The sequence below is a fragment of the Erwinia plantamica genome, assembly GCF_043420595.1.
In the GTDB taxonomy this organism is placed as follows: Bacteria; Pseudomonadota; Gammaproteobacteria; order Enterobacterales; family Enterobacteriaceae; genus Erwinia; species Erwinia aeris.
The window spans coordinates 1-19225 of record NZ_JBGCUC010000027.1 but is presented as its reverse complement, the minus strand read 5'-3'; the positions used below and the strand labels follow the sequence as shown (position 1 = coordinate 19225).

The following is a 19225-nucleotide window of genomic DNA, read 5'->3' as shown; positions in this document are numbered from 1 at the left end:
ATAAATTTCCCCCACTCAAACAACAACGCCCAACCCTCACGGGCGAACGTAAAATCGCGCTGCGACCGACTACCTTACCTGCACTGGCCGCAATTTCCCACGGGCATCAATCTGAATCTGGCGTCTGAATCCGTTATCAGATTTTTCAGGACGCGTTGCGCTTGTCCAGCGCCGCCGTTACCGCCTGCAAAAGGGGCGGCACATCCAGCTGCGGCAGCATAACCTCCACCAGCGAGAGACGCGAGGTCTGTTCAATCACTTTTACCACTTCCTGCAATTGAGCGCTCTCTTCTACCCGCCAGCTTTGCGCCTCGCCGCGCGTGCTCAGCGCCTGCGGCAGCTGTGTCCAGTTCCACTGAGCAATGTCATTGTAGCGCTGATGCTCGCCGTGAATAGCCCGCTCAACAGTATAGCCGTCATTATTAAGAATAAAGACGATCGGTTTCAGGCCGTCGCGCAGCATCGATCCCAGCTCCTGGATGGTCAGCTGGGCCGCTCCGTCGCCGCAGAGCAAAATCACGCGCCGCGCCGGACAGGCGAGCTGTGCGCCCCAGGCGGCGGGCAGCGTAAAGCCGATCGATCCCCACAGCGGCTGACAGATAAAGGTAACGTCTTCAGGCAGCCGCAGCGCCGCCGCGCCAAACGCGGCCGTGCCCTGATCGGCCAGCACGATATCGCCGGGACGCAAAAAGTCCTGCATGATGCGCCAGAACGCATTCTGACTCAGTGCGCCAGCGGTCAGCTCGGGCAGCGCCGGTGGCAGCGCCTGCACATCGCGCCAGCCTTCGCCATAGCGTGTTGCCAGCTGATGCAACACGGCAACGGCATCCTTCATGGCGATCTGACTGAACGTCTGTGTACCAACCCGGCAGCGATACAGGCCAATATCAATATTACGTAGCGGATCGATATGCTGGGTGAACCCGGCAGTGATGGTATCCGTCCAGAGCGTGCCGACGGTGATCACCACGTCGCGCTGTTCGATATGCCGCTGCGTATCGCCCGCGCTGGCGGCGCCTGAGTAGGTGCCGACAAAGCCCGGCTGCTGTTCCGGCAGCACGCTTTTGCCCATCAGCAAGGTTGAAAAAGGCAAAGCCGTTGCCGTTACCAGTTTATGCAGCGGCTCACGCATTGCGGCGCGATCGGCAAGAAAATCGGCCAGCAGCGAGACGCTTTCAGCTTCCGCCAGCAGGGCTTCCGCCGCCGCGCTGAAGGAATCCAGACTGCTTTGCAGCGATTCGGCCCGGTAAGTCAGCGTGCCGATGGGCGGCTGGATGGGCGCTTCCGCCACGTCCGTAGGCATAAAGAGGTAAACGGGACGATGTTCGCGCAGCGCGGTAATCAGCAGCCGGTCGATTTCCGCCGCCGCGTTTTCTCTGGTCAATACGGCCTGCGCTATGGTGACCTCACGGGCAATGCGTAGAAAATGCGCGTAGTCGCCGTCGCCCAGCGTATGGTGCAGTAACAGCTTCTCTTCCTGCGCCGCGCTGGCTGGCGCGCCGACAATATGGATAACCGGCAGATATTCGGCATAGCTGCCCGCCACGCCGTTTAAGGCGCTCAGTTCACCCACGCCGAAAGTGGTGAGCAGCGCCGCCGCGCCGCGACAGCGCGCATAGCCGTCGGCGGCATAGGCCGCGTTCAGCTCGTTGCTGCTGCCCGCCCAGGCAATCTTTTTGCTGGCGATAACGTGATCCAGAAACTGCAAATTGTAATCGCCCGGCACGCCGAACAGATGCCCGATGCCGATTTCCTGCAGACGCAGCAACAGATAGTCTCCAACGCTTTGCATGGCTTTCTCCTCTGATAGGTTGTAATGAGTATTGCGCATCCTTTGCGCGCCATGTGAAATCCGTCGTCGCCCGCGATGGCAAGCAAAGATGACGCCTGAGACTTTTCCGCAAGTTGCGATCCGCCGCGCGAACCGGTTCGGTGTAACCGTATACACTGCTATGCTCATTTTGCCTTTCCTTCTGAGCACAGGAACTTTTCATGGTTTATCAGCCTGACGAAAATCGTTATCAGACAATGAGTTATCACCGCTGCGGCCGCACCGGCCTGAAGCTGCCCGCCGTCTCGCTCGGCCTGTGGCATAACTTTGGCGACAGCACGCTGGTAGAGAACAGCCGCGCGCTGCTGCGCCACGCTTTCGACCAGGGCATTACCCATTTTGACCTTGCCAATAATTACGGCCCGCCGCCCGGCTCGGCAGAAGAAAACTTCGGTCGCATTCTGCGTCAGGATTTCGCTTCGCTGCGCGACGAGCTGATTATCTCTTCCAAAGCAGGCTATACCATGTGGGACGGGCCTTACGGCGACTGGGGCTCACGTAAATATCTGATCGCCAGCCTCGATCAGAGCCTGAAGCGTATGGGCCTGGACTATGTCGATATTTTTTATCACCACCGTCCCGATCCGGAAACGCCGCTGGAAGAAACCATGACCGCGCTGGATCACCTGGTGCGCCAGGGGAAAGCGCTTTACATCGCGCTTTCTAACTATCCGGCGCAGCTGGCGGCGGAGGCCATTGCCATCCTGAAGCAGCTGGGTACGCCTTGTTTGATCCACCAGCCGAAATACTCCATGTTTGAACGCGCGCCGGAAGACGGCCTGCTGGACGTGCTGCAACAGCAGGGCGTCGGCTGTATTGCTTTCTCACCGCTGGCGGGCGGCGTGCTGACCGATCGTTATTTGCAGGGCATTCCGGAAGATTCACGCGCCGCCAGCGGCAGCCGTTTCCTCAGCAGCGAGCAGCTGACGCCGGAGAAGATGGAGAAAGTGCGGCAGCTGAACGAGCTGGCGCAGCAGCGCGGCCAGAAACTGTCGCAAATGGCGCTGGCCTGGGTACTGCGCGGCGGTCGCGTCACGTCAGTGCTGATCGGCGCCAGCAAAACCAGTCAGATAGACGATGCCATAACGATGCTGAACCAGCGCGAATTCAGTCAAAGCGAGCTGGATCGCATCGACGCGATCCTCGCCTGATCCCTTTGCCGCCGCGTCCTGCGGCGGCCTGACTTACTGACATTTCCTTTAACACTTTTTCGACACTTTTAGGAATTAGCCAGGTGAAACCCCTGCGCTCTCCTTATAATACTGGCATCAGGGCGGAGCAGTTGTGCCGCTGATAAGGAGAGAAAATGAAACATCTATTGCTTATTGCCGCTTTGCTGGCAGGTTCAGCCTTACACACAGCACAGGCTGATAGCGCCCGGATTATGTTAGCGCCGGGCGTTTCGCTTCATCTGGGCGATCGCGATCGTCACGGGCGTTACTGGGACGGCGGCCGCTGGCGCGAAGGCCACTGGTGGCGCAACAACTATCGCTATGGCGAAGGCCGCTGGTGGCGCCATGAACAGTGGCGCCGTCAACAGGAGATGCGTCAACGGCATGAATGGCGACGCGACCAGCGCTGGCGCGACCACGAAAGGCAGCGCGAATGGCGTCACGAGCGGGATCGTCACCACGACTGACGCTGGTAAAAAAAAGGGTGCTCACAGGAGCACCCTTTTTCACTTGTTGCTTAGCGTCTCGCCTAAAGCTCCATCGCCATAGATATCAGCAGATAGAAGTTCAGCGCCACCACCACCACCACGATAACCTTGCCTGCCGCCTGCATCAGGCGCGAGTTCACAAGTTCGCCCATCAGTTCGCGATTGCCGGTAAAAGAGAGCAGCGGGATAAGCGCCAGCGCGATACCGAAGCTGAGCAGCACCTGGCTCATCACCAGAATGCGCGTCGGCTCCCAGCCAGCCAGGATCACGATAAACGAGGGCAGCATCGTCACAACGCGCCGCACCAGGAGCGGAATACGTATATGGATAAAGCCCTGCATTACCACCTGCCCCGCCATCGTTCCCACTACGGTGGAAGAGAGTCCGGCCGCCAGCAGGCTCAGACCGAAGACTATGGCCGCCGCACGGCCCAGCAGCGGATCGAGCGTCAGATAGGCCTGATCCAGATCCGCGATGCCGGTATGGCCGCTGAAGTGAAAAGCCGCCGCCGCCGTCGCCATCATCGCCAGATTCACAAATCCCGCGATGGTCATGGCGACCGCCACATCCAGTTTTGTCGAGGAGTAGCGCTCTGCGCGGCTGCCGCCGTCAGGGCTTTGCGTTAAGGAAGAGTGCAGATAAATCACGTGCGGCATAATCGTTGCGCCCAGCACGCCCGCCGCCAGCAGCACCGCATCGGCGGTCGGCAGCGTCGGCACGGCAAGGCCCTGCATCAGATCCATCACTTTTGGCTGAGAGAAAAACAGCTCGATCACATAGGCCGCCGCCACAAACAGCAGCAGGCCGCCGATGACCAGTTCCAGCGGCTTCTGGCCCCGGCTTTGCAGCATCAAAATCAGGAACGTCACCACGCCCGTCAGCACCGCACCCTGCAGTAAACTGACGCCAAAGAGCAGCTTAAAGCCGATAGCCGCGCCGATAAACTCGGCCAGGTCGGTGGCCATGGCGATAATTTCCGCCTGGATCCAGTAGAACCATACGGCAGGACGCGGAAAGCGATCGCGGATATGCTCCGCCAGGTTTTTGCCGGTGGCGATGCCCAGCTTAGCGGACATTAACTGGATCACCATCGCCATGATATTGGCCCAGACCACCACCCACAGCAGCTTATAGCCATAGGAAGCGCCAGCCTGGATATTGGTCGCGAAGTTGCCGGGATCGATATAGCCAATCGCCGCAATAAAAGCGGGCCCCATCAGCGCGAATTTGATTTTACGGGAACTACGGACCGTCTGCTCCGCGGTGCGGCCTTCAAACATCGTCTTACCCCTTAATACACCCGAGGAAGGTATTGTCATTCAAATGATAATGATTATCAACATCATTTACACTGGTTAAACTTATCGCTGTAATAGCCTACGCTAAAAAGTATAGCCTTTGCTATACCCAAAGGTAGCGTTTCGTGTGGCCGATTTGTAAGCGATAAACTTACTTTAGGTTAAAAAGTATTCCCCCACAAGTTGACGGGTGGTTTTTTAAACAGTATCAGGATGTGACAGGAAAGCAGAATGTCGATTTAAGCCGATAGGAATTTATTATATTGAGGCTTTAGTCTCGTTTTTCTGCAACTTGTTACATAGAATGTGCAGCGAAATATAACAGCCTTCAAATTTGGAGCACTCATGTCCCGCATTCTGCATTTTGCTTTGGCGCTGGTGGTGGTGACGTTACTGGCCTTACTGGTCAGCAGCGATCGGAAAAATATCCGCGTCCGTTTTATTATTCAGCTTCTGGTGATCGAGGTGCTGCTGGCCTGGTTCTTCCTGAACTCCGAAATCGGCTTAGGGTTTGTCAAAGGCTTTGCCGGCTTCTTCGACAAGCTGCTGGGCTTTGCCGCTCAGGGCACCAGCTTTGTCTTTGGTGGCATGAACGATAAAGGCCTGGCGTTCTTCTGGCTTAACGTACTCTGCCCTATCGTCTTTATCTCCGCCCTTATTGGTATTCTGCAACACTTCCGTATTCTGCCCGTGGTTATCCGGGCAATCGGCACCGTGCTGTCAAAAGTCAACGGCATGGGTAAGCTGGAATCTTTTAACGCGGTAAGCTCGCTGATTTTGGGACAGTCAGAAAACTTTATCGCCTATAAAGATATTCTGGGCAAAATGTCGCAGCGCCGCATGTACACCATGGCCGCTACGGCGATGTCGACCGTATCGATGTCCATCGTCGGCGCCTATATGACCATGCTCCAGCCGAAATATGTGGTGGCCGCGCTGATCCTGAATATGTTCAGCACCTTTATCGTGCTGTCGTTGATCAACCCGTACCGCATCGAAAACGAAGAAGACCTGAAGCTGAACGATCTGCATCAGGGACAGAGCTTCTTTGAAATGCTGGGCGAATATATCCTTGCCGGTTTCAAAGTGGCGGTCATCGTCGCCGCGATGCTGATTGGCTTTATCGCGCTGATCTCCGCCGTCAATACGCTGTTTGATACGATTTTTGGTATCAGCTTCCAGGGCGTGCTGGGCTATGTGTTCTATCCTTTTGCCTGGGTAATGGGCGTGCCCGCCAGCGAAGCGTTGCAGGTCGGCAGTATCATGGCGACCAAGCTGGTTTCCAACGAATTCGTGGCGATGATCGACCTGCAAAAAATTGCCGGTACTCTGTCGCCGCGCGGCGAAGGCATCCTTTCCGTGTTCCTGGTTTCTTTTGCCAACTTCTCCTCTATCGGCATCGTGGCGGGCGCTATCAAAGGCCTGAACGAAGAGCAGGGCAACGTAGTGTCGCGCTTCGGCATGAAGCTGCTGTACGGTTCGACGCTGGTTAGCGTGCTCTCCGCTTCCATTGCAGGCCTGGTGCTGGGCTGATAGCGGTCTGGCTCGACAAGAAAGGCGAATCTCCGGGTTCGCCTTTTTTTTGCGTATCGTCTCGCAGTAAAACATTTTATGTCGCGCATCCGGGAAGATCGCCTTTAACCCATAATAAAAGTAATGCTATAAAGCAGCCCATGAGACTCAGGATGAGGATTTGTTATGGCGGGCTGCCACTATGAAATCTTACATAGCGAGCTGCAGGGATTTGATGTCTACAGGACGATGGATATCAGATTTATGTTTGCTGCCCAGGTAAATCGGCAGATGACTTTCCGATTGGCCTTTTTTGCGAAAGCGGCAGCCGAAATACCGCTACTCATAAAGCTGTTCGGTGATGAAGTAGCTGACGCCAACCAGGCCGTCGTCAGCTTTTACAACCTTGAAGCACAGGATAATCCCGACTGCGATATGTTCGACAGGCCGCCAGCCGCCGCCGCGCTTACGCTGCATGAAACGCTGTTTTTTTACGCGTCTCTGATCGACATCATTCTGCAGGTTGCCAGGCGAGAAAACATACAACTCCTGGCCTTCCAGGCGTATACTCCTCAACTGATTAAAGTTTACGATCGGCTGGTCAGACAGCAGGCTGGCCCGCGCAACCTCAGGGTATTTAAAGAAGGAGCGAACTATGTGCTACAAACGGACAATTGAAACCCCAACCCAACATATTGATTTCGACGCTATCCGCATGCAAAAAAAGGCAATGATTAGGCAGCTCCTGCAGGCGAAGAAAAAAGCGGAACAGGCAGGCGAGATAGTCAGCAAGCCTTTTAAGATGGGTGACTGAAAGCTTTTGCCTTTCCTGACCCGCCTTTCGCGGGTCGGTTCGATAAGCCTTCCAGGCTTCCGGCGCGCTGCTTGCTTCGCGTTATCTTCTTAGCCAGCACGCCTTCTCTTTTAATCAGCACGCCGCAGCATTCAGCCAACATACCTCAGCGTTAAATCAGTGCACCTCAGCGTTTAGCCAGCATCTCGCCCGTTTAGCCAATACACTTCAGCGTTTAGCCAGCACCTCGCCCGTTTAGCCAATACACTTCAGCGTTTAGCCAGCGGCTCGCCCGTTTAGCCAACACACAGCAGCGTTTAGCCAGCATCTCGCCCGTTTAGCCAATACACTTCAGCGTTTAGCCAGCGGCTCGCTCGTTATGCGCCAAAAGCCGCCTTCGCCATAGCTGTTTTTTAACTTTCCTCAGCATATATAAGAATTTCACAGCTTACGTCTCTGAAAGTAGGGTTCCTTCTACGCCCTTTTCTGCCCGCCCACTTCGGAGAATTCAGGATGAGCATTCAGTTTCTTGGCATGATCGGCCATCGCCTGGCCTCGGAAATCATTCCGCCCAGCGGCCCCATTTTTAACAAACAGTATATCGCCGACTTCGCCCGCGCCCATGAACAGGCCGGCTTCGATCGCGTTCTGGTCGGTTATTGGTCAGATCAGCCCGACGGCTTTCTGGTCACCGCCCACGCGGCGGCACATACCTCAAAAGTGAAGTTCCTGCTGGCGCACCGTCCCGGCTTTGTCTCCCCTACCCTTGCCGCCCGCAAGCTGGCGACGCTGGATCAGCTGACCGATGGCCGCCTGGCGGTGCATATCATCAGCGGCGGCAACGATGCCGAACAGCGTCGCGACGGTGATTACCTTAACAAAGCCGAACGCTATGCGCGCACCGATGAGTTTTTGCAGGTGCTGAAAAACAGCCTCACGGCCGAAGCGCCTTTCGACCATCAGGGCGAGCTTTATCAGGCTGAACAGGCTTTTTCCGCCGTCAAGCCGCTACAGCCGCAGCTGCCGGTCTATTTTGGCGGTTCCTCGCCGGAAGCGATTAGCGTGGCGGCGAAACATGCCGACGTTTTTGCACTGTGGGGCGAACCGCTGGCGGGCGCGGCCGAAACCGTGCGTGCGGTACGTGCCGCCGCCGCTCGCCATGGTCGACAGATCGGTTTTAATATCTCTTTCCGTCCGATTATCGCCGCGACCGAAAAAGAAGCCTGGGAAAAAGCGGAGTATATCCGCGAAACGGCCCGGCAGAAGCTGCTCGCTACCGGCCACGACTTCGGCCTGCCAAAACCGCAGAGCGTCGGTGCGGAACGGCTGTTCGCCGCTGCTAACGAAGGCGATCGCCTGGATAAAAATCTGTGGACCGGCATCGCCAAACTGGTCGGCGGCGGCTATAACTCCACTTCGCTGGTCGGCACGCCGGATCAGGTTTCCGACGCGCTACTGGATTACTACAACCTGGGCATCGAAAGCGTGCTGATCCGGGGTTTCGATCCGCTCAACGACGCGCTGGAGTATGGCAAAGAGCTGATCCCGCTGACGCGCGAAAAAGTTGCGGCGCGCCGTGTCGCAAGGAGCGCCTGATGCGTGTGGTCGTCGCCATCCTGCTTTCGGTTATGGCTGGCGCCGCTACGGCGGCAGAAAAAGTGACGCTGCGCCTGGGGGACGTTAAGGGCGATCGCTTTATTTCGCTACGAGAGTCCGGCGAGCTGAATAATTTACCTTATGAGCTGAAACTGACCTCATTTGACTCCGGCGCGCCGGTGCAGGAAGCGCTGAATGCCGGCGCGCTGGACGTAGGTTTTACCGGCGATCTGCCTTTCCTGTTTGTCTATGCCGCCGGCGCGCCGGTGAAGGCGGTAGGCGCATGGCAAAACAATCCCGACAGCATCGCCCTGCTGACGCGGCCAGACAGCGGTATTCACAAGCTGAGCGATCTGAAAGGCAAACAGATCGCCGTCAATCGCGGCGGCTGGGGACACTATCTGGTGCTGGGGCTGCTTGAGCGCGCCGGACTGAAGCCCGCCGACGTTAAGCTGCGTTTTCTTGGCCCGGTTGATGGCCGCGCCGCGCTGGCCAGCCATGCCGTAGATGCCTGGGCGACCTGGGAACCCTATGTCTCTTCGGCCATCGTGGTGGATAACGCGGTACTGGTGCCGCAGGGCGGCGGCAAGGGCATTCTTTCCGGCTATTCGTATGCGCTCGCCCGCGAGGAAGCGTTAAAGGATCCGGCTAAACGTCAGGCGATCGCCGATCTTCAGGGCCGACTGGCCAAAGCGCAGATCTGGGCGATACAGCATCCGGCAGCCTTTGCCGACGCGCTGAGCAAATCGCTGGGGATGCCGCCCGCCATTACGCAGCGCTGGATCGCCAACGCGCAGATCCGTCCGGTCAATTTCACGCCCACGCTGGCGGATTCGCTCCAGCATTCCGCCGACTTTTTCTTACGTTACCGCGTGCTGCCGAAAGCGGTGAATGTCCGCCAGGCTTTCGATTATCAGCTGGCGGGCCAGGCTAATCAGGCGGCCGCCGGATTAACACAGCCTGCCGGGGAGAACAGGCATGAGTAACCTTCAGCACCATCGTTTGCGCGCCTTTGTCGGCGATCTGGCTACGCTGCTGGACACAAAGCCTCCAGAACAGCGCGTGCTGCAAGAAGGCAGCGAGCTGCTAAAACAGCTTATCCGCCACGATGACTGGCTGGCTGAGCCTTTTGCGCAGACCGATCCGCAGCGCTATCAACAATATCTGCTGTATGCCGACGCGCAGCAGCGCTTTTCTGTTGTCAGTTTCGTCTGGGGAGCGGGCCAGTCAACGCCGGTGCACGACCACCGGGTCTGGGGGTTAATTGGCATGCTGCGCGGCGCGGAAGTTGCGCAGCACTTTCGTCGTGATGAGCAAGGCGCACTCTGGCCCGAAGGCGAGCCCGTTCGCCTGAATGCTGGCGACGTAGAGGCCGTTTCGCCTGAGGTGGGTGATATCCACCGCGTCAGCAACGCTTTTGCCGATCGCCCCTCCATCAGCATTCACGTTTACGGCGGCAATATCGGCGCGGTGAAACGGGCCGTTTATGACGAGGACGGCAGCGAAAAACCGTTCATCTCCGGCTATAACAACGCTTTTTTACCAAATATTTGGGATCTCTCACATGGCTAAGCAATCACTGCCTTTACGTCACTACAGCGATATTCGCTACGCCCTGCTCCAGCGCCAGGAAACTGCGCTGCTGGACGTGCGGGAAGAGGCTTATTACGCCGAAGGCCACCCGCTGTTTGCCGCTAATATTCCCTTGTCGAAGCTGGAACTGGAGATAATTAACCGCGTCCCACGCCTGGCGACGCCCGTCACGCTGTATGACAACGGCGAAGGCCTGGCGCAGGCCGCCGCCGAAAGGTTAATCGCGCTGGGCTACAGCAACGTGGCGCTGCTGGCGGGCGGCCTGCAGGGCTGGATCGAAGCGGGCGGCGAAATCTTTATCGACGTCAATTCGCCGAGCAAGGCGTTTGGCGAACTGGTCGAAAGCCGTGCCCACACGCCTTCGCTGCCCGCGCAGGAGGTCCATGCCCTGCTGCAAAGCGGTGAGCCGGTAGTGGTGCTGGACAGCCGCCGCTTTGACGAATATCAGACCATGAGCATTCCGGGCGGCATCAGCGTGCCGGGCGCCGAGCTGGTGCTGCGGGTCAGGGATCTGGCCCCGTCGCCGGAAACAAAAATTATCGTCAACTGCGCCGGACGCACTCGCAGCATTATCGGTACGCAGTCGCTGGTCAATGCGGGCGTGCGTAATCCGATTTATGCGCTGCGCAATGGCACCATTGGCTGGACGCTGGCCGGGCTGGCGCTGGATCATCAGCAGAACCGCCGTTACGGCGAGGTGAGCGAGACCGCGCAGCTTCAGGCCGCACGCAGCGCCCGGAAGGTTGCCGATCGCGCTGGCGTCAGGCAGATTACGCTCGCTGATTTGACCGCTTTGCGGCAGCAAACCCAGCGCACGGTTTATCTGTTTGACGTGCGCGACGCCGAAGAATACGCAGCGGGTCATTTACCCGGCGCTCGCCACGTGCCGGGCGGCCAGCTGGTGCAGGAAACGGATCACTATGCCAGCGTGCGCGGTGCAAAAATCGTGCTGGTTGACGACAAAAAAGCGCGCGCCGATATGAGTGCCTCCTGGCTGACGCAGATGGGCTGGGACGTTGCGGTTGTGGATAATATCAGCCGACAAGATTTTATCGAGCACGGCGACTGGAAACCCACGGTGCCACCCCTGCCCGCCCTGCCGGAAGTGGAGCCAGCCGGGCTGGCCGCATGGCTGGAAGCGGGCGACACGCAGGTGCTGGATTTCACCACCAGCGCGAACTATGTGGCGGGCCATATCCCCGGCGCGTCCTGGCTGCAACGCTCGCTGCTGACGCGGACGGGCAGCGCTGCGCTGCCGCCGGCAGAGCGTTACGTGGTGACCTGCGGCAGCAGTCTGCTGGCTCGCTACGCCGTAGAAGAGCTGTCCGCGCTGACGCAAAAACCGGTAACGGTTCTTAAAGGCGGCAACGCAGCCTGGCGAGCTGCCGGTTTACCCATACAGCAGGGTGAAACAAGACTTCTGCAACCGCGGGACGATCGCTACCGTCGCCCTTATGAAGGCACTGACAACGCCGCCTCTGCGATGCAGGCCTACCTGGACTGGGAATATGGCCTGATTTCGCAGCTGGATCGCGACGGCACGCACGGTTTTAACGTCCTTACGCCCTCCGCCTGACTTTGCCAGGCCGTGTTGAAGCGGCCTGGTTTCCCGTCCGCCGCTTTTCTGCCCCGTTGGTCGAATCGGTTTAGCACTTTCGTTTTTTTTGACTATGCTTATTCCTTAACGGTCAGAAATCACCGAATCCGTTGTAAAAATCATTGTTATTCATTCTGTTGCCGAGCGAACTCCGGTTCCTGCGGCAGCATAATTCATTTATCACCGGCATTCTTGCTGGTTCAAGAGGAGAGCCTATGTCGACGACAAATCGCCCCCAACCTCCACTCCCAGAACAACAGCAAACATGGCCGGGAGCGACTAACGAAATGCAGCCCGTTCCCGATCACGGCGAAGCCAGCTATCAAGGCTCCGGCCGTCTGAAAGGTAAAAAAGCCATTATTACCGGTGGCGACTCCGGTATCGGCCGCGCCGTGGCTATCGCCTATGCTCGTGAAGGCGCGGACGTGCTGATTTCCTATCTGGACGAGCACGAAGATGCGAAAGAAACCGCGCGCCTGATTGAAGAAGCGGGACAGAAAGCAGTACTGGTGGCTGGCGACGTGACCGAAGCGGAACACTGCAAGGCTATCGTCAGCAAGGCCGTGGAAGCCTTCGGCGAAATCAATATCGTGGTCAATAACGCCGCCTTCCAGATGACCCGTGAGTCGCTGGATGAGATCAGCGATGACGAGTTTGACCGCACGATGAAAACCAATATCTATGCCATGTTCCGCATCTGTAAAGCGGCGGTGCCGCATATGCCTGCGGGCGGCTCTATTATCAATACCGCCTCGGTTAATGCCGATCAGCCCAAGCCGAAACTGATTGCCTATTCCGCCACCAAAGCGGCGATTATCAACTTTTCCGGCAGCCTGGCTGCTCTGCTGGCGGATAAAGGTATTCGCTCCAACGCCGTGGCCCCTGGCCCGATCTGGACGCCGCTGATCCCTGCCACGATGCCGACCGAACAGGTTAAAAACTTCGGCAGCGAAGTGCCAATGCAGCGCGCCGGGCAGCCTGCCGAGCTGGCACCTGCCTATGTGATGCTGGCCAGCGACGAAGCCAGCTATATCTCCGGCGCGACCATCGCCGTCACCGGCGGCGTTGCCGTCATCTGATCGTCTGGCTATGGGGCTGCGGCTCCATAGCCTTCTCGCCCGTTCTCTTCCCGCTTTCCTTCCCGGATGGCTTTGTCACGCCTTAAGGACAGAGAACGGACGTCTTTTAAGGAGCGAAGATGAAAGCCTATCCCTTACGGCTGACGCTGCCGATTGCCACCCATATCTTCGGTGGCGAACTGATTAAAACCCGCCTCGCCAAAACGGGCTTGCCTGACGGACGCATAGCGGAAACCTGGGAAGTCAGCGATGTGGAAGGCATGCGCGCCACCGTTAAAAACGGCAACTATGCCGGCATGAGCCTGCACGAGCTGACCGAACGCTATCCCGACGAGCTGGTTGCGCCCGGCTGGCGCGGCCCGCATTTCCCGCTGCTGAGCAAATTTATTGACGGCACCGGGATGCTGCCGGTGCATCTGCACGCCAACGATGAGGCAGCGCAGCGCCTTGAGCAGCAGCCCAACGGCAAAAGCGAGGCCTGGCATATTTTATGGGCCGCGCCCGGTGCCAGCTGCCTGGCAGGCATCAAGCCCGGCGTCAGCCAGCCACGCCTGCGCGCTGCTCTGCTGGCTGAAGAATACGACGAGGTAATGGAACGCTATCCGGTTAAAACCGGCGACACTTTTTATGTGCCGGGCGGCATGCTGCACTCTTTCGGCCCGGATACGCTGATTTATGAAATTGAGCAAACGTCCAATATCCAGCAGCACGCCATGCCGTGGCAGATGGAGGACGGCAGCAAAATATCGCCGCAGGAGCGGGAGAAGAACATCGACGCGCTGCTGGCGGAGCTGCGTCCGGAGCTGACCACGCGGCCGCATCAGGGCCTGACCGTGGAAGAAAACGATCGGGTCACGCGGCTGTTTTGCTGTGCCGGGCCCTATTTCGCGCTGGAACGCTGGCTGGTTTCCGCCGCCTGTGACTACAGCTTCACGCGCGCGCGCATTATTTCCAACCTGGGCGAGCCGCTGCAAATTGAGGCGGCGGGCGAAAGCTGGACGTTGGAACGCGCGGAAACGCTGCTGCTGCCCGCCGCGCTGGGCAAAGTCACTTTCAGCACACCCGGCGAGTTCCTGGTGGGCTATGTGCCGGATCTGGAAGCCGAAGTGAACCAGCCTTTGCGGGCGCGCGGTTATGATGAGCAGGCTATCGCCATGCTCGGTGACGTCAAAGATCAATTACGTTAGGAGTGTTTTATGCTGCCCTGTTCTCTGCACGGCAAGGCGAACGATGCGCCGGTTTTCGTCCTGCTGCACTATTTAGGCGGCTCTGGACATACCTGGTATCCGACCATCAGCTGGCTGGACGAGCACCACCGCTGCGTCACGCTGGATACGCCAGGCTTTGGCGCAGCGACCAATATTCCCGGTTATGACGTAGCGTCGATGGTAGCGCAGTTCGACGAAAGCATTCGCGCACTGCAGCTCAACAACTGTATCCTGGTCGGTCATTCGATGACCGGAAAAGTCGCCCTGGCGCTGGCGGCGCGTCGGCCAGACTATCTGAAAGGACTGATTCTGGTCGCGCCTTCGCCGCCCGGCCCGCAGCCGATGAGCGAGGAAGATCGCCGTAGCCAGATTAACTATGGCGGCAGCCGGGAAGAAGCGGAACAGTTTGTGGATACGGCAGCCAGCGAGCGTTTGCCCGATGTGGTGCGCGAGATAGCTATCCGCGACGCCCGCCGCGCGAATCTTAACGCCTGGCGTGCCTGGCCTGAAGCAGGGAGTCGGGAAGACTGGTCGACGCGTATCGGTACCGTCGACTGTCCGGCCTTGTTGATCGCCGGCTCGGCCGACGATCAGGTGCCTTCTGCTGAAGATCAGCAGAAAATGACGCTCTCGCACCTTCCCGCCGGGCGGCTGGAAGTGATTGCGGGCGCGGGCCACCTGATGCCGCTACAAACGCCACAAGAGCTGGCTGAAAGAATGCTGACCTTCGCCGCCATGCTTTAACCTGCCCCAGCGGAGACGGACGTCTCCGCTCTTTCTCAATCACTGGCGCGCGTTTTGTAAACGGGATTAGCGTAATCTTCCATATTAATGCCGTCGTTGCGGCGTTCTCAGGAGAAATCCGTGGAGCTGGTCTTACGGAAGATCTAACCCAGATTTTAGCTGCGGCCCCTTGTTCAGCTATTCAGCTGGAGGATTTAACGCATTTACAGGATTAAGGCCCGATTTATCAGGTAACAGGCAAAACAGGATCGGGAGCTGATAAGCAGAACGGATAAACAGAAGAAAACAACAGGGATGCGGCTGCGCAAGCGCTGCCAGAAACAGAGAAGGACGAAAGAAGTGATTGGTGGAGATAAGCGGGATCGAACCGCTGACCTCTTGCATGCCATGCAAGCGCTCTCCCAGCTGAGCTATACCCCCACAACAAAATACCGGTTTTTCGCGCCAAATCGTCTGGTGAAGATTTGGTGGAGATAAGCGGGATCGAACCGCTGACCTCTTGCATGCCATGCAAGCGCTCTCCCAGCTGAGCTATACCCCCGAGCCGAAAAACCTTTGTCGTCTTGACGGCGGGCATAATATGAAACGGGGCCGAACGTGTCAACGGCAAAATGCCAATCTGTGTTCGATCGCTGAAAAAGCGGCCAAATCGATGCAAAAGGCCGCATCCGCACCTTTTGCCACACAGCATAATCCGCCTTAATCGCCGTTATGTCAGCGATCAAATGGTGTCGTGAATGCAATCCGGCAACGTTCCCGCTGCAATCACAGCGCGTCGGGTTTAATCCTGTAAACAGAGCGTTAATTGTGCGCTTAATTGCGCTTGTTTTTGTTAAAATCTCGTGCAAAACTTCCCGCGTTTTCGAATGCCGAACCCTTCTCAGCGCTGGATGCGCGCGTATAACGCGACGGATTCGGCCATTCTTTCTTTCACTACACCAGAATCAGAGCCACTATGTCCTTGTACTCACCTAAAGAAATTGCGGCGGTCGCTATTCAGGCTGGTATCGCCAAAAGCCGTTCGTCTGTCCCTACCCTGTTGATCCTCGGCTTTATTGCAGGGGCTTTTATCGCCACCGGCTTCCTGCTGGATCTGCACGTTATTAATCAACTGCCCGCTAACTGGGGCTCCTTTGGCGGCCTGCTTGGCGCAGCGGTGTTTCCGGTGGGGATTATTCTGACCGTGCTGGCTGGCGGTGAGCTGCTGACCGGCAATATGATGACCATGCCGATCGCCTGGTTCGCCCGTCAGGTCAGCGGCTTTAGCGTAGTGCGTAACTGGTTCTGGGTAACCATTGCCAACTTTATCGGCAGCATAGCCGTAGCATGGTTCTTTGGCCATGTGCTTGGCATGACCGAAGGCGACTACCTTAAAAAGACCGTGGCTATCGCCTCGGCCAAAGTCCACGCCGACTTTATGCACTCTTTCATTTCCGGTATCGGCTGTAACTGGCTGGTGTGTCTGGCGACCTGGATGGCGTTCGCCAGTAAAGACATGGTCGGCAAGATTTTTGGCATGTGGTTCCCGGTGATGGCGTTCGTGGCTATCGGCTTCCAGCACGTGGTGGCGAACATGTTTATTATCCCGGCCGCTATTTTTGCCGGCCAGCTGAGCTGGGCCGACTACCTGCCTAATTTTGCTGCCGTTTTCCTGGGCAATACGGTCGGTGGCGCGGTATTTGTCGGTCTGGCTTACTACATCGCCTATCGTCCGCAAAATCAGTCTGCTGCTACCCCACAGTAAGGCTTTCTTCCCTCTGCCGCCCGGCAGGGGGAAATATCATTTCTCCCCGCTGCTAATTATCTGCTCAGATTAGTCTTGCCTGTTAGTTGTTCGAACAATAAATTCCTGTAATATATGTCCGTTACATATCAACGCAAAAAGGATATTGCATAATGAAAAAGGAATGGTTAACGCCGGAAGAACTGGCACAGGAAACAGGTTTCAGCCGTCAGACTATCAATAAATGGGTTAAAAAAGAGCAATGGACGACCGTACCCAAGCCCGGCGTACAGGGCGGCAAGGCCCGTATGATCCATATTGATGAGAATGTAAGAAATTTCCTGAAATCCACCCGCCACGTCGCCGAGCCGACCGCCACCTATCGCGTCACGCAAAACTCTCTTCCCGCTCTGCTAATGACCTCTATTCAGCAAATGAACAGCGATGAACAAGAGAAGCTTTATGCATTACTGTTACGTGAAGGCATTCAGGGTATGCTGCAACGGCTGGATATTTCTCAGGTTGAGAAGTAGGTTTCCACGCCTGCCGAGCAGGTTGCACGTTGAAAAAAGAACCGGCTGATGCCGGTTCTTTTATTTAGAGGATTAAGCCTGCGCTTCGCGAGCCGCAATCCAGCTCAGCGCTTTTTCGATACGCGCAACGCTGCGCGACTGACCAATTGCTTCTACCGTCACGTCCAGCGCAGGTGACTGGCCTGCACCGGTAACGGCAACGCGCAGCGGCATGCCGACTTTGCCCATGCCTACTTCCAGCTCGTCCGCAGCGGACTGAATAGCCTGATGCACGTTTTCCGCGTTCCAGACGCTGATGGCGGCCAGCTTGTCACGAACCACTTCCAGCGGCTGACGGGCTACGGGACGCAGATGTTTTTTCGCCGCATCCGCATCAAACTCTGCAAAGTCTTCGTAGAAGTAACGGCAAGAAGCGGCCATTTCTTTCAGCGTCTTGCAGCGCTCGCCAAGCAGACGAACCAGCTGAGCCAGCTCAGGGCCGGTGCGGGTATCGATATTTTCCTGCTCAATATGCCATTGCAGATGCGTCGCCACGTACTCCGGCGCCAGCGTGGTGATGTAGTGATGGTTCAGCCACTGCAGTTTTTCGGTGTTGAAGGCGCTGGCGGATTTGCTGACCGCATCCAGATCGAACAGCTGCTTCATCTCTTCAATGCTGAAGATCTCCTGGTCGCCATGCGACCAGCCCAGACGCACCAGATAGTTCAGCAGCGCTTCCGGCAGATAGCCGTCGTCGCGATACTGCATCACGCCTACGGCGCCGTGACGTTTGGAAAGCTTTTTGCCGTCGTCGCCCAGGATCATGGAGACGTGCGCGTAAACCGGCACCTGTGCGCCGATCGCTTTCAGGATGTTGATCTGGCGAGGCGTGTTATTGATATGATCTTCACCGCGGATAACGTGGGTAATTTCCATATCCCAGTCGTCGATCACGACACAGAAGTTGTAGGTTGGCGAACCATCGGTACGGCGGATGATCAGATCGTCCAGCTCTTGGTTGCTGAATTCGATGGGGCCACGGATCTGGTCGTCAAAAATGACCGAACCTTCCTGCGGATTGCGGAAACGCACTACGCAAGGCTCATCATCGGCATGGTGTTCGTGGCTGTCGCGGCAGCGACCGTCATAGCGTGGCTTTTCATTGTTCGCCATCTGCGTTTCGCGCAGCGCTTCCAGACGCTCTTTGGAGCAGTAGCATTTGTAGGCCGTGCCCGCTTCCAGCATCTGATCGATCACTGCATTGTAGCGATCGAAACGTTTGGTCTGATAGTACGGGCCTTCATCCCAGTCCAGGTTCAGCCAGTTCATGCCGTCCATGATCGCGTCGATAGCCTGCTGGGTGGAGCGCTCCAGATCGGTATCTTCTATACGCAGCACGAATTCGCCGCCCTGGTTACGGGCAAACAGCCAGGAATAAAGCGCGGTACGAGCGCCGCCAACGTGCAGGTAGCCCGTCGGGCTGGGTGCGAAACGGGTTTTGATTTTCATTAACAGCTGCCTTTTTACGCTATCAGAAGCGGGGAGCTCTGATAAATCCAGAATAAAGTGGGCAACATTCTATCATCACAAGATGAATCCTCAACGGCAATCCCCTGCTTTCGCGCCGCCTTTGCTGCAAAAGCCGACGGCGCCGTGACGCTTTTGCCTGAAATCGCAACATCTTGTTTAATTTTAAGACGAACGCAATTTTTCCTTCTAAAAATCGTTGACTCATTTTGCGCGATCCCTATAATGCGACTCCACACAGCGGGGGTGATTAGCTCAGTTGGTAGAGCATCTCCTTTACACGGAGGGGGTCGGCGGTTCGAGCCCGTCATCACCCACCACTCTAAACGGTGGCTTCGCAGTGTAGCAGTTCCCAGAGTGTAAGAAATGGGTGATTAGCTCAGTTGGTAGAGCATCTCCTTTACACGGAGGGGGTCGGCGGTTCGAGCCCGTCATCACCCACCATCTCTTGCAGGCCTGGTTTGAAGTACCGAAGTGGGTGATTAGCTCAGTTGGTAGAGCATCTCCTTTACACGGAGGGGGTCGGCGGTTCGAGCCCGTCATCACCCACCA

17 protein-coding genes and 5 tRNA genes are annotated in these 19225 nt (G+C 57.1%); 17 read left to right on the top strand and 5 right to left on the bottom strand.

The features are described from left to right. Nucleotides 1-145: 145 nt before the first annotated feature. Complete coding sequence (locus tag AB3U87_RS20665; protein ID WP_253459537.1) at nt 146-1792, bottom strand: alpha-keto acid decarboxylase family protein; 1647 nt, start codon at nt 1790-1792, stop codon at nt 146-148. A gap of 200 nt (nt 1793-1992) precedes the next feature. Here AB3U87_RS20665 and mgrA point away from each other — a divergent pair, with 200 nt between their 5' ends. Further along, a complete protein-coding gene (gene mgrA / locus AB3U87_RS20660) occupies nt 1993-2982 on the top strand; it encodes an L-glyceraldehyde 3-phosphate reductase (protein WP_301730768.1) in 990 nt (329 codons plus the stop codon). A gap of 155 nt (nt 2983-3137) precedes the next feature. Next, complete coding sequence (locus tag AB3U87_RS20655) at nt 3138-3470, top strand: DUF2502 domain-containing protein (protein WP_394150332.1); 333 nt, start codon at nt 3138-3140, stop codon at nt 3468-3470. Between the two features lie 62 nt (nt 3471-3532). Here AB3U87_RS20655 and AB3U87_RS20650 read toward each other — a convergent pair whose 3' ends face one another. After that, a complete protein-coding gene (locus AB3U87_RS20650; protein ID WP_301253319.1) occupies nt 3533-4771 on the bottom strand; it encodes an Nramp family divalent metal transporter in 1239 nt (412 codons plus the stop codon). Nucleotides 4772-5134: 363 nt separating this feature from the next. Here AB3U87_RS20650 and AB3U87_RS20645 point away from each other — a divergent pair, with 363 nt between their 5' ends. The 10 genes from AB3U87_RS20645 to AB3U87_RS20600 all read left to right on the top strand — a co-directional run bounded on the left by AB3U87_RS20645 (nt 5135) and on the right by AB3U87_RS20600 (nt 14911). Continuing rightward, nucleotides 5135-6322 (top strand): NupC/NupG family nucleoside CNT transporter, encoded by a 1188-nt coding sequence (locus AB3U87_RS20645; RefSeq protein WP_253459524.1) that lies wholly within the window; start codon nt 5135-5137, stop codon nt 6320-6322. Between the two features lie 270 nt (nt 6323-6592). Continuing rightward, nucleotides 6593-6979, top strand: a complete 387-nt coding sequence (locus tag AB3U87_RS20640; RefSeq protein WP_394150330.1) for a hypothetical protein — start codon at nt 6593-6595, stop codon at nt 6977-6979. Next, nucleotides 6957-7115 carry a hypothetical protein gene (locus AB3U87_RS20635; protein ID WP_253459520.1) on the top strand — a complete coding sequence of 53 codons (159 nt, stop codon included), beginning with the start codon at nt 6957-6959 and terminating at the stop codon, nt 7113-7115. Before AB3U87_RS20640 ends, AB3U87_RS20635 begins: the two co-directional genes overlap by 23 nt. A gap of 492 nt (nt 7116-7607) precedes the next feature. Continuing rightward, nucleotides 7608-8690, top strand: coding sequence for an LLM class flavin-dependent oxidoreductase (locus AB3U87_RS20630; RefSeq protein WP_370734350.1), 1083 nt, complete (start codon nt 7608-7610; stop codon nt 8688-8690). After that, nucleotides 8690-9676 (top strand): ABC transporter substrate-binding protein, encoded by a 987-nt coding sequence (locus tag AB3U87_RS20625; RefSeq protein WP_394150327.1) that lies wholly within the window; start codon nt 8690-8692, stop codon nt 9674-9676. The genes AB3U87_RS20630 and AB3U87_RS20625 overlap by 1 nt, the downstream gene beginning before the upstream one ends. Then, entirely contained in the window at nt 9669-10262 is a 594-nt protein-coding gene (locus tag AB3U87_RS20620; protein ID WP_301730772.1) for a cysteine dioxygenase family protein, read from the top strand. The genes AB3U87_RS20625 and AB3U87_RS20620 overlap by 8 nt, the downstream gene beginning before the upstream one ends. Next, nucleotides 10255-11859 carry a rhodanese homology domain-containing protein gene (locus AB3U87_RS20615; RefSeq protein ID WP_369895773.1) on the top strand — a complete coding sequence of 535 codons (1605 nt, stop codon included), beginning with the start codon at nt 10255-10257 and terminating at the stop codon, nt 11857-11859. Before AB3U87_RS20620 ends, AB3U87_RS20615 begins: the two co-directional genes overlap by 8 nt. Before the next feature lie 236 nt (nt 11860-12095). Beyond that, nucleotides 12096-12959 (top strand): glucose 1-dehydrogenase, encoded by an 864-nt coding sequence (locus AB3U87_RS20610; RefSeq protein WP_125290865.1) that lies wholly within the window; start codon nt 12096-12098, stop codon nt 12957-12959. Between the two features lie 119 nt (nt 12960-13078). After that, complete coding sequence (locus tag AB3U87_RS20605; protein WP_394150324.1) at nt 13079-14146, top strand: class I mannose-6-phosphate isomerase; 1068 nt, start codon at nt 13079-13081, stop codon at nt 14144-14146. Between the two features lie 9 nt (nt 14147-14155). Next, the gene (locus AB3U87_RS20600) at nt 14156-14911 is read left to right on the top strand and encodes an alpha/beta fold hydrolase (RefSeq protein ID WP_394150323.1); all 756 of its coding nucleotides are present in this window, start codon (nt 14156-14158) and stop codon (nt 14909-14911) included. Nucleotides 14912-15255: 344 nt separating this feature from the next. Here the strand turns inward: AB3U87_RS20600 and AB3U87_RS20595 are convergent. Together AB3U87_RS20595 and AB3U87_RS20590 are read right to left on the bottom strand one after the other, a co-directional pair. Further along, nucleotides 15256-15331: transfer RNA gene (locus tag AB3U87_RS20595), tRNA-Ala, on the bottom strand. A gap of 45 nt (nt 15332-15376) precedes the next feature. Next, nucleotides 15377-15452, bottom strand: a tRNA-Ala gene (locus tag AB3U87_RS20590). Nucleotides 15453-15866: 414 nt separating this feature from the next. On the opposite strand from AB3U87_RS20590, the gene AB3U87_RS20585 reads away from it, so the two are divergent. Together AB3U87_RS20585 and AB3U87_RS20580 are read left to right on the top strand one after the other, a co-directional pair. After that, entirely contained in the window at nt 15867-16655 is a 789-nt protein-coding gene (locus AB3U87_RS20585) for a formate/nitrite transporter family protein (RefSeq protein ID WP_125290868.1), read from the top strand. Between the two features lie 152 nt (nt 16656-16807). Next, on the top strand, nt 16808-17167 hold the full coding sequence (locus AB3U87_RS20580; RefSeq protein ID WP_253459506.1) for a YfeC-like transcriptional regulator: 360 nt from the start codon (nt 16808-16810) through the stop codon (nt 17165-17167). A 72-nt stretch (nt 17168-17239) separates the two neighbouring features. Here AB3U87_RS20580 and gltX read toward each other — a convergent pair whose 3' ends face one another. Next, complete coding sequence (gene gltX / locus AB3U87_RS20575) at nt 17240-18655, bottom strand: glutamate--tRNA ligase (protein ID WP_253459503.1); 1416 nt, start codon at nt 18653-18655, stop codon at nt 17240-17242. Nucleotides 18656-18917: 262 nt separating this feature from the next. Between gltX and AB3U87_RS20570 the strand changes: the two genes are divergently transcribed. The 3 genes from AB3U87_RS20570 to AB3U87_RS20560 all read left to right on the top strand — a co-directional run bounded on the left by AB3U87_RS20570 (nt 18918) and on the right by AB3U87_RS20560 (nt 19225). Then, nucleotides 18918-18993 (top strand) — tRNA-Val (locus AB3U87_RS20570). 48 nt (nt 18994-19041) lie between these two features. Beyond that, a tRNA-Val gene (locus AB3U87_RS20565) sits at nt 19042-19117 on the top strand. Between the two features lie 32 nt (nt 19118-19149). Beyond that, nucleotides 19150-19225 (top strand) — tRNA-Val (locus tag AB3U87_RS20560).

Excerpts from the sequence above, each read along its gene's own strand:
- AB3U87_RS20645 (WP_253459524.1), top strand. The coding sequence starts at position 5,135 with ATGTCCCGCATTCTGCATTTTGCTTTGGCGCTGGTGGTGGTGACGTTA.
- AB3U87_RS20605 (WP_394150324.1), top strand. The coding sequence starts at position 13,079 with ATGAAAGCCTATCCCTTACGGCTGACGCTGCCGATTGCCACCCATATC.
- mgrA (WP_301730768.1), top strand. The coding sequence starts at position 1,993 with ATGGTTTATCAGCCTGACGAAAATCGTTATCAGACAATGAGTTATCAC.
- AB3U87_RS20620 (WP_301730772.1), top strand. The coding sequence starts at position 9,669 with ATGAGTAACCTTCAGCACCATCGTTTGCGCGCCTTTGTCGGCGATCTG.
- AB3U87_RS20610 (WP_125290865.1), top strand. The coding sequence starts at position 12,096 with ATGTCGACGACAAATCGCCCCCAACCTCCACTCCCAGAACAACAGCAA.
- gltX (WP_253459503.1), bottom strand. The coding sequence starts at position 18,655 with ATGAAAATCAAAACCCGTTTCGCACCCAGCCCGACGGGCTACCTGCAC.
- AB3U87_RS20580 (WP_253459506.1), top strand. The coding sequence starts at position 16,808 with ATGAAAAAGGAATGGTTAACGCCGGAAGAACTGGCACAGGAAACAGGT.
- AB3U87_RS20635 (WP_253459520.1), top strand. The coding sequence starts at position 6,957 with ATGTGCTACAAACGGACAATTGAAACCCCAACCCAACATATTGATTTC.
- AB3U87_RS20585 (WP_125290868.1), top strand. The coding sequence starts at position 15,867 with ATGTCCTTGTACTCACCTAAAGAAATTGCGGCGGTCGCTATTCAGGCT.
- AB3U87_RS20650 (WP_301253319.1), bottom strand. The coding sequence starts at position 4,771 with ATGTTTGAAGGCCGCACCGCGGAGCAGACGGTCCGTAGTTCCCGTAAA.
- AB3U87_RS20665 (WP_253459537.1), bottom strand. The coding sequence starts at position 1,792 with ATGCAAAGCGTTGGAGACTATCTGTTGCTGCGTCTGCAGGAAATCGGC.
- AB3U87_RS20615 (WP_369895773.1), top strand. The coding sequence starts at position 10,255 with ATGGCTAAGCAATCACTGCCTTTACGTCACTACAGCGATATTCGCTAC.
- AB3U87_RS20600 (WP_394150323.1), top strand. The coding sequence starts at position 14,156 with ATGCTGCCCTGTTCTCTGCACGGCAAGGCGAACGATGCGCCGGTTTTC.
- AB3U87_RS20640 (WP_394150330.1), top strand. The coding sequence starts at position 6,593 with ATGACTTTCCGATTGGCCTTTTTTGCGAAAGCGGCAGCCGAAATACCG.
- AB3U87_RS20655 (WP_394150332.1), top strand. The coding sequence starts at position 3,138 with ATGAAACATCTATTGCTTATTGCCGCTTTGCTGGCAGGTTCAGCCTTA.
- AB3U87_RS20630 (WP_370734350.1), top strand. The coding sequence starts at position 7,608 with ATGAGCATTCAGTTTCTTGGCATGATCGGCCATCGCCTGGCCTCGGAA.
- AB3U87_RS20625 (WP_394150327.1), top strand. The coding sequence starts at position 8,690 with ATGCGTGTGGTCGTCGCCATCCTGCTTTCGGTTATGGCTGGCGCCGCT.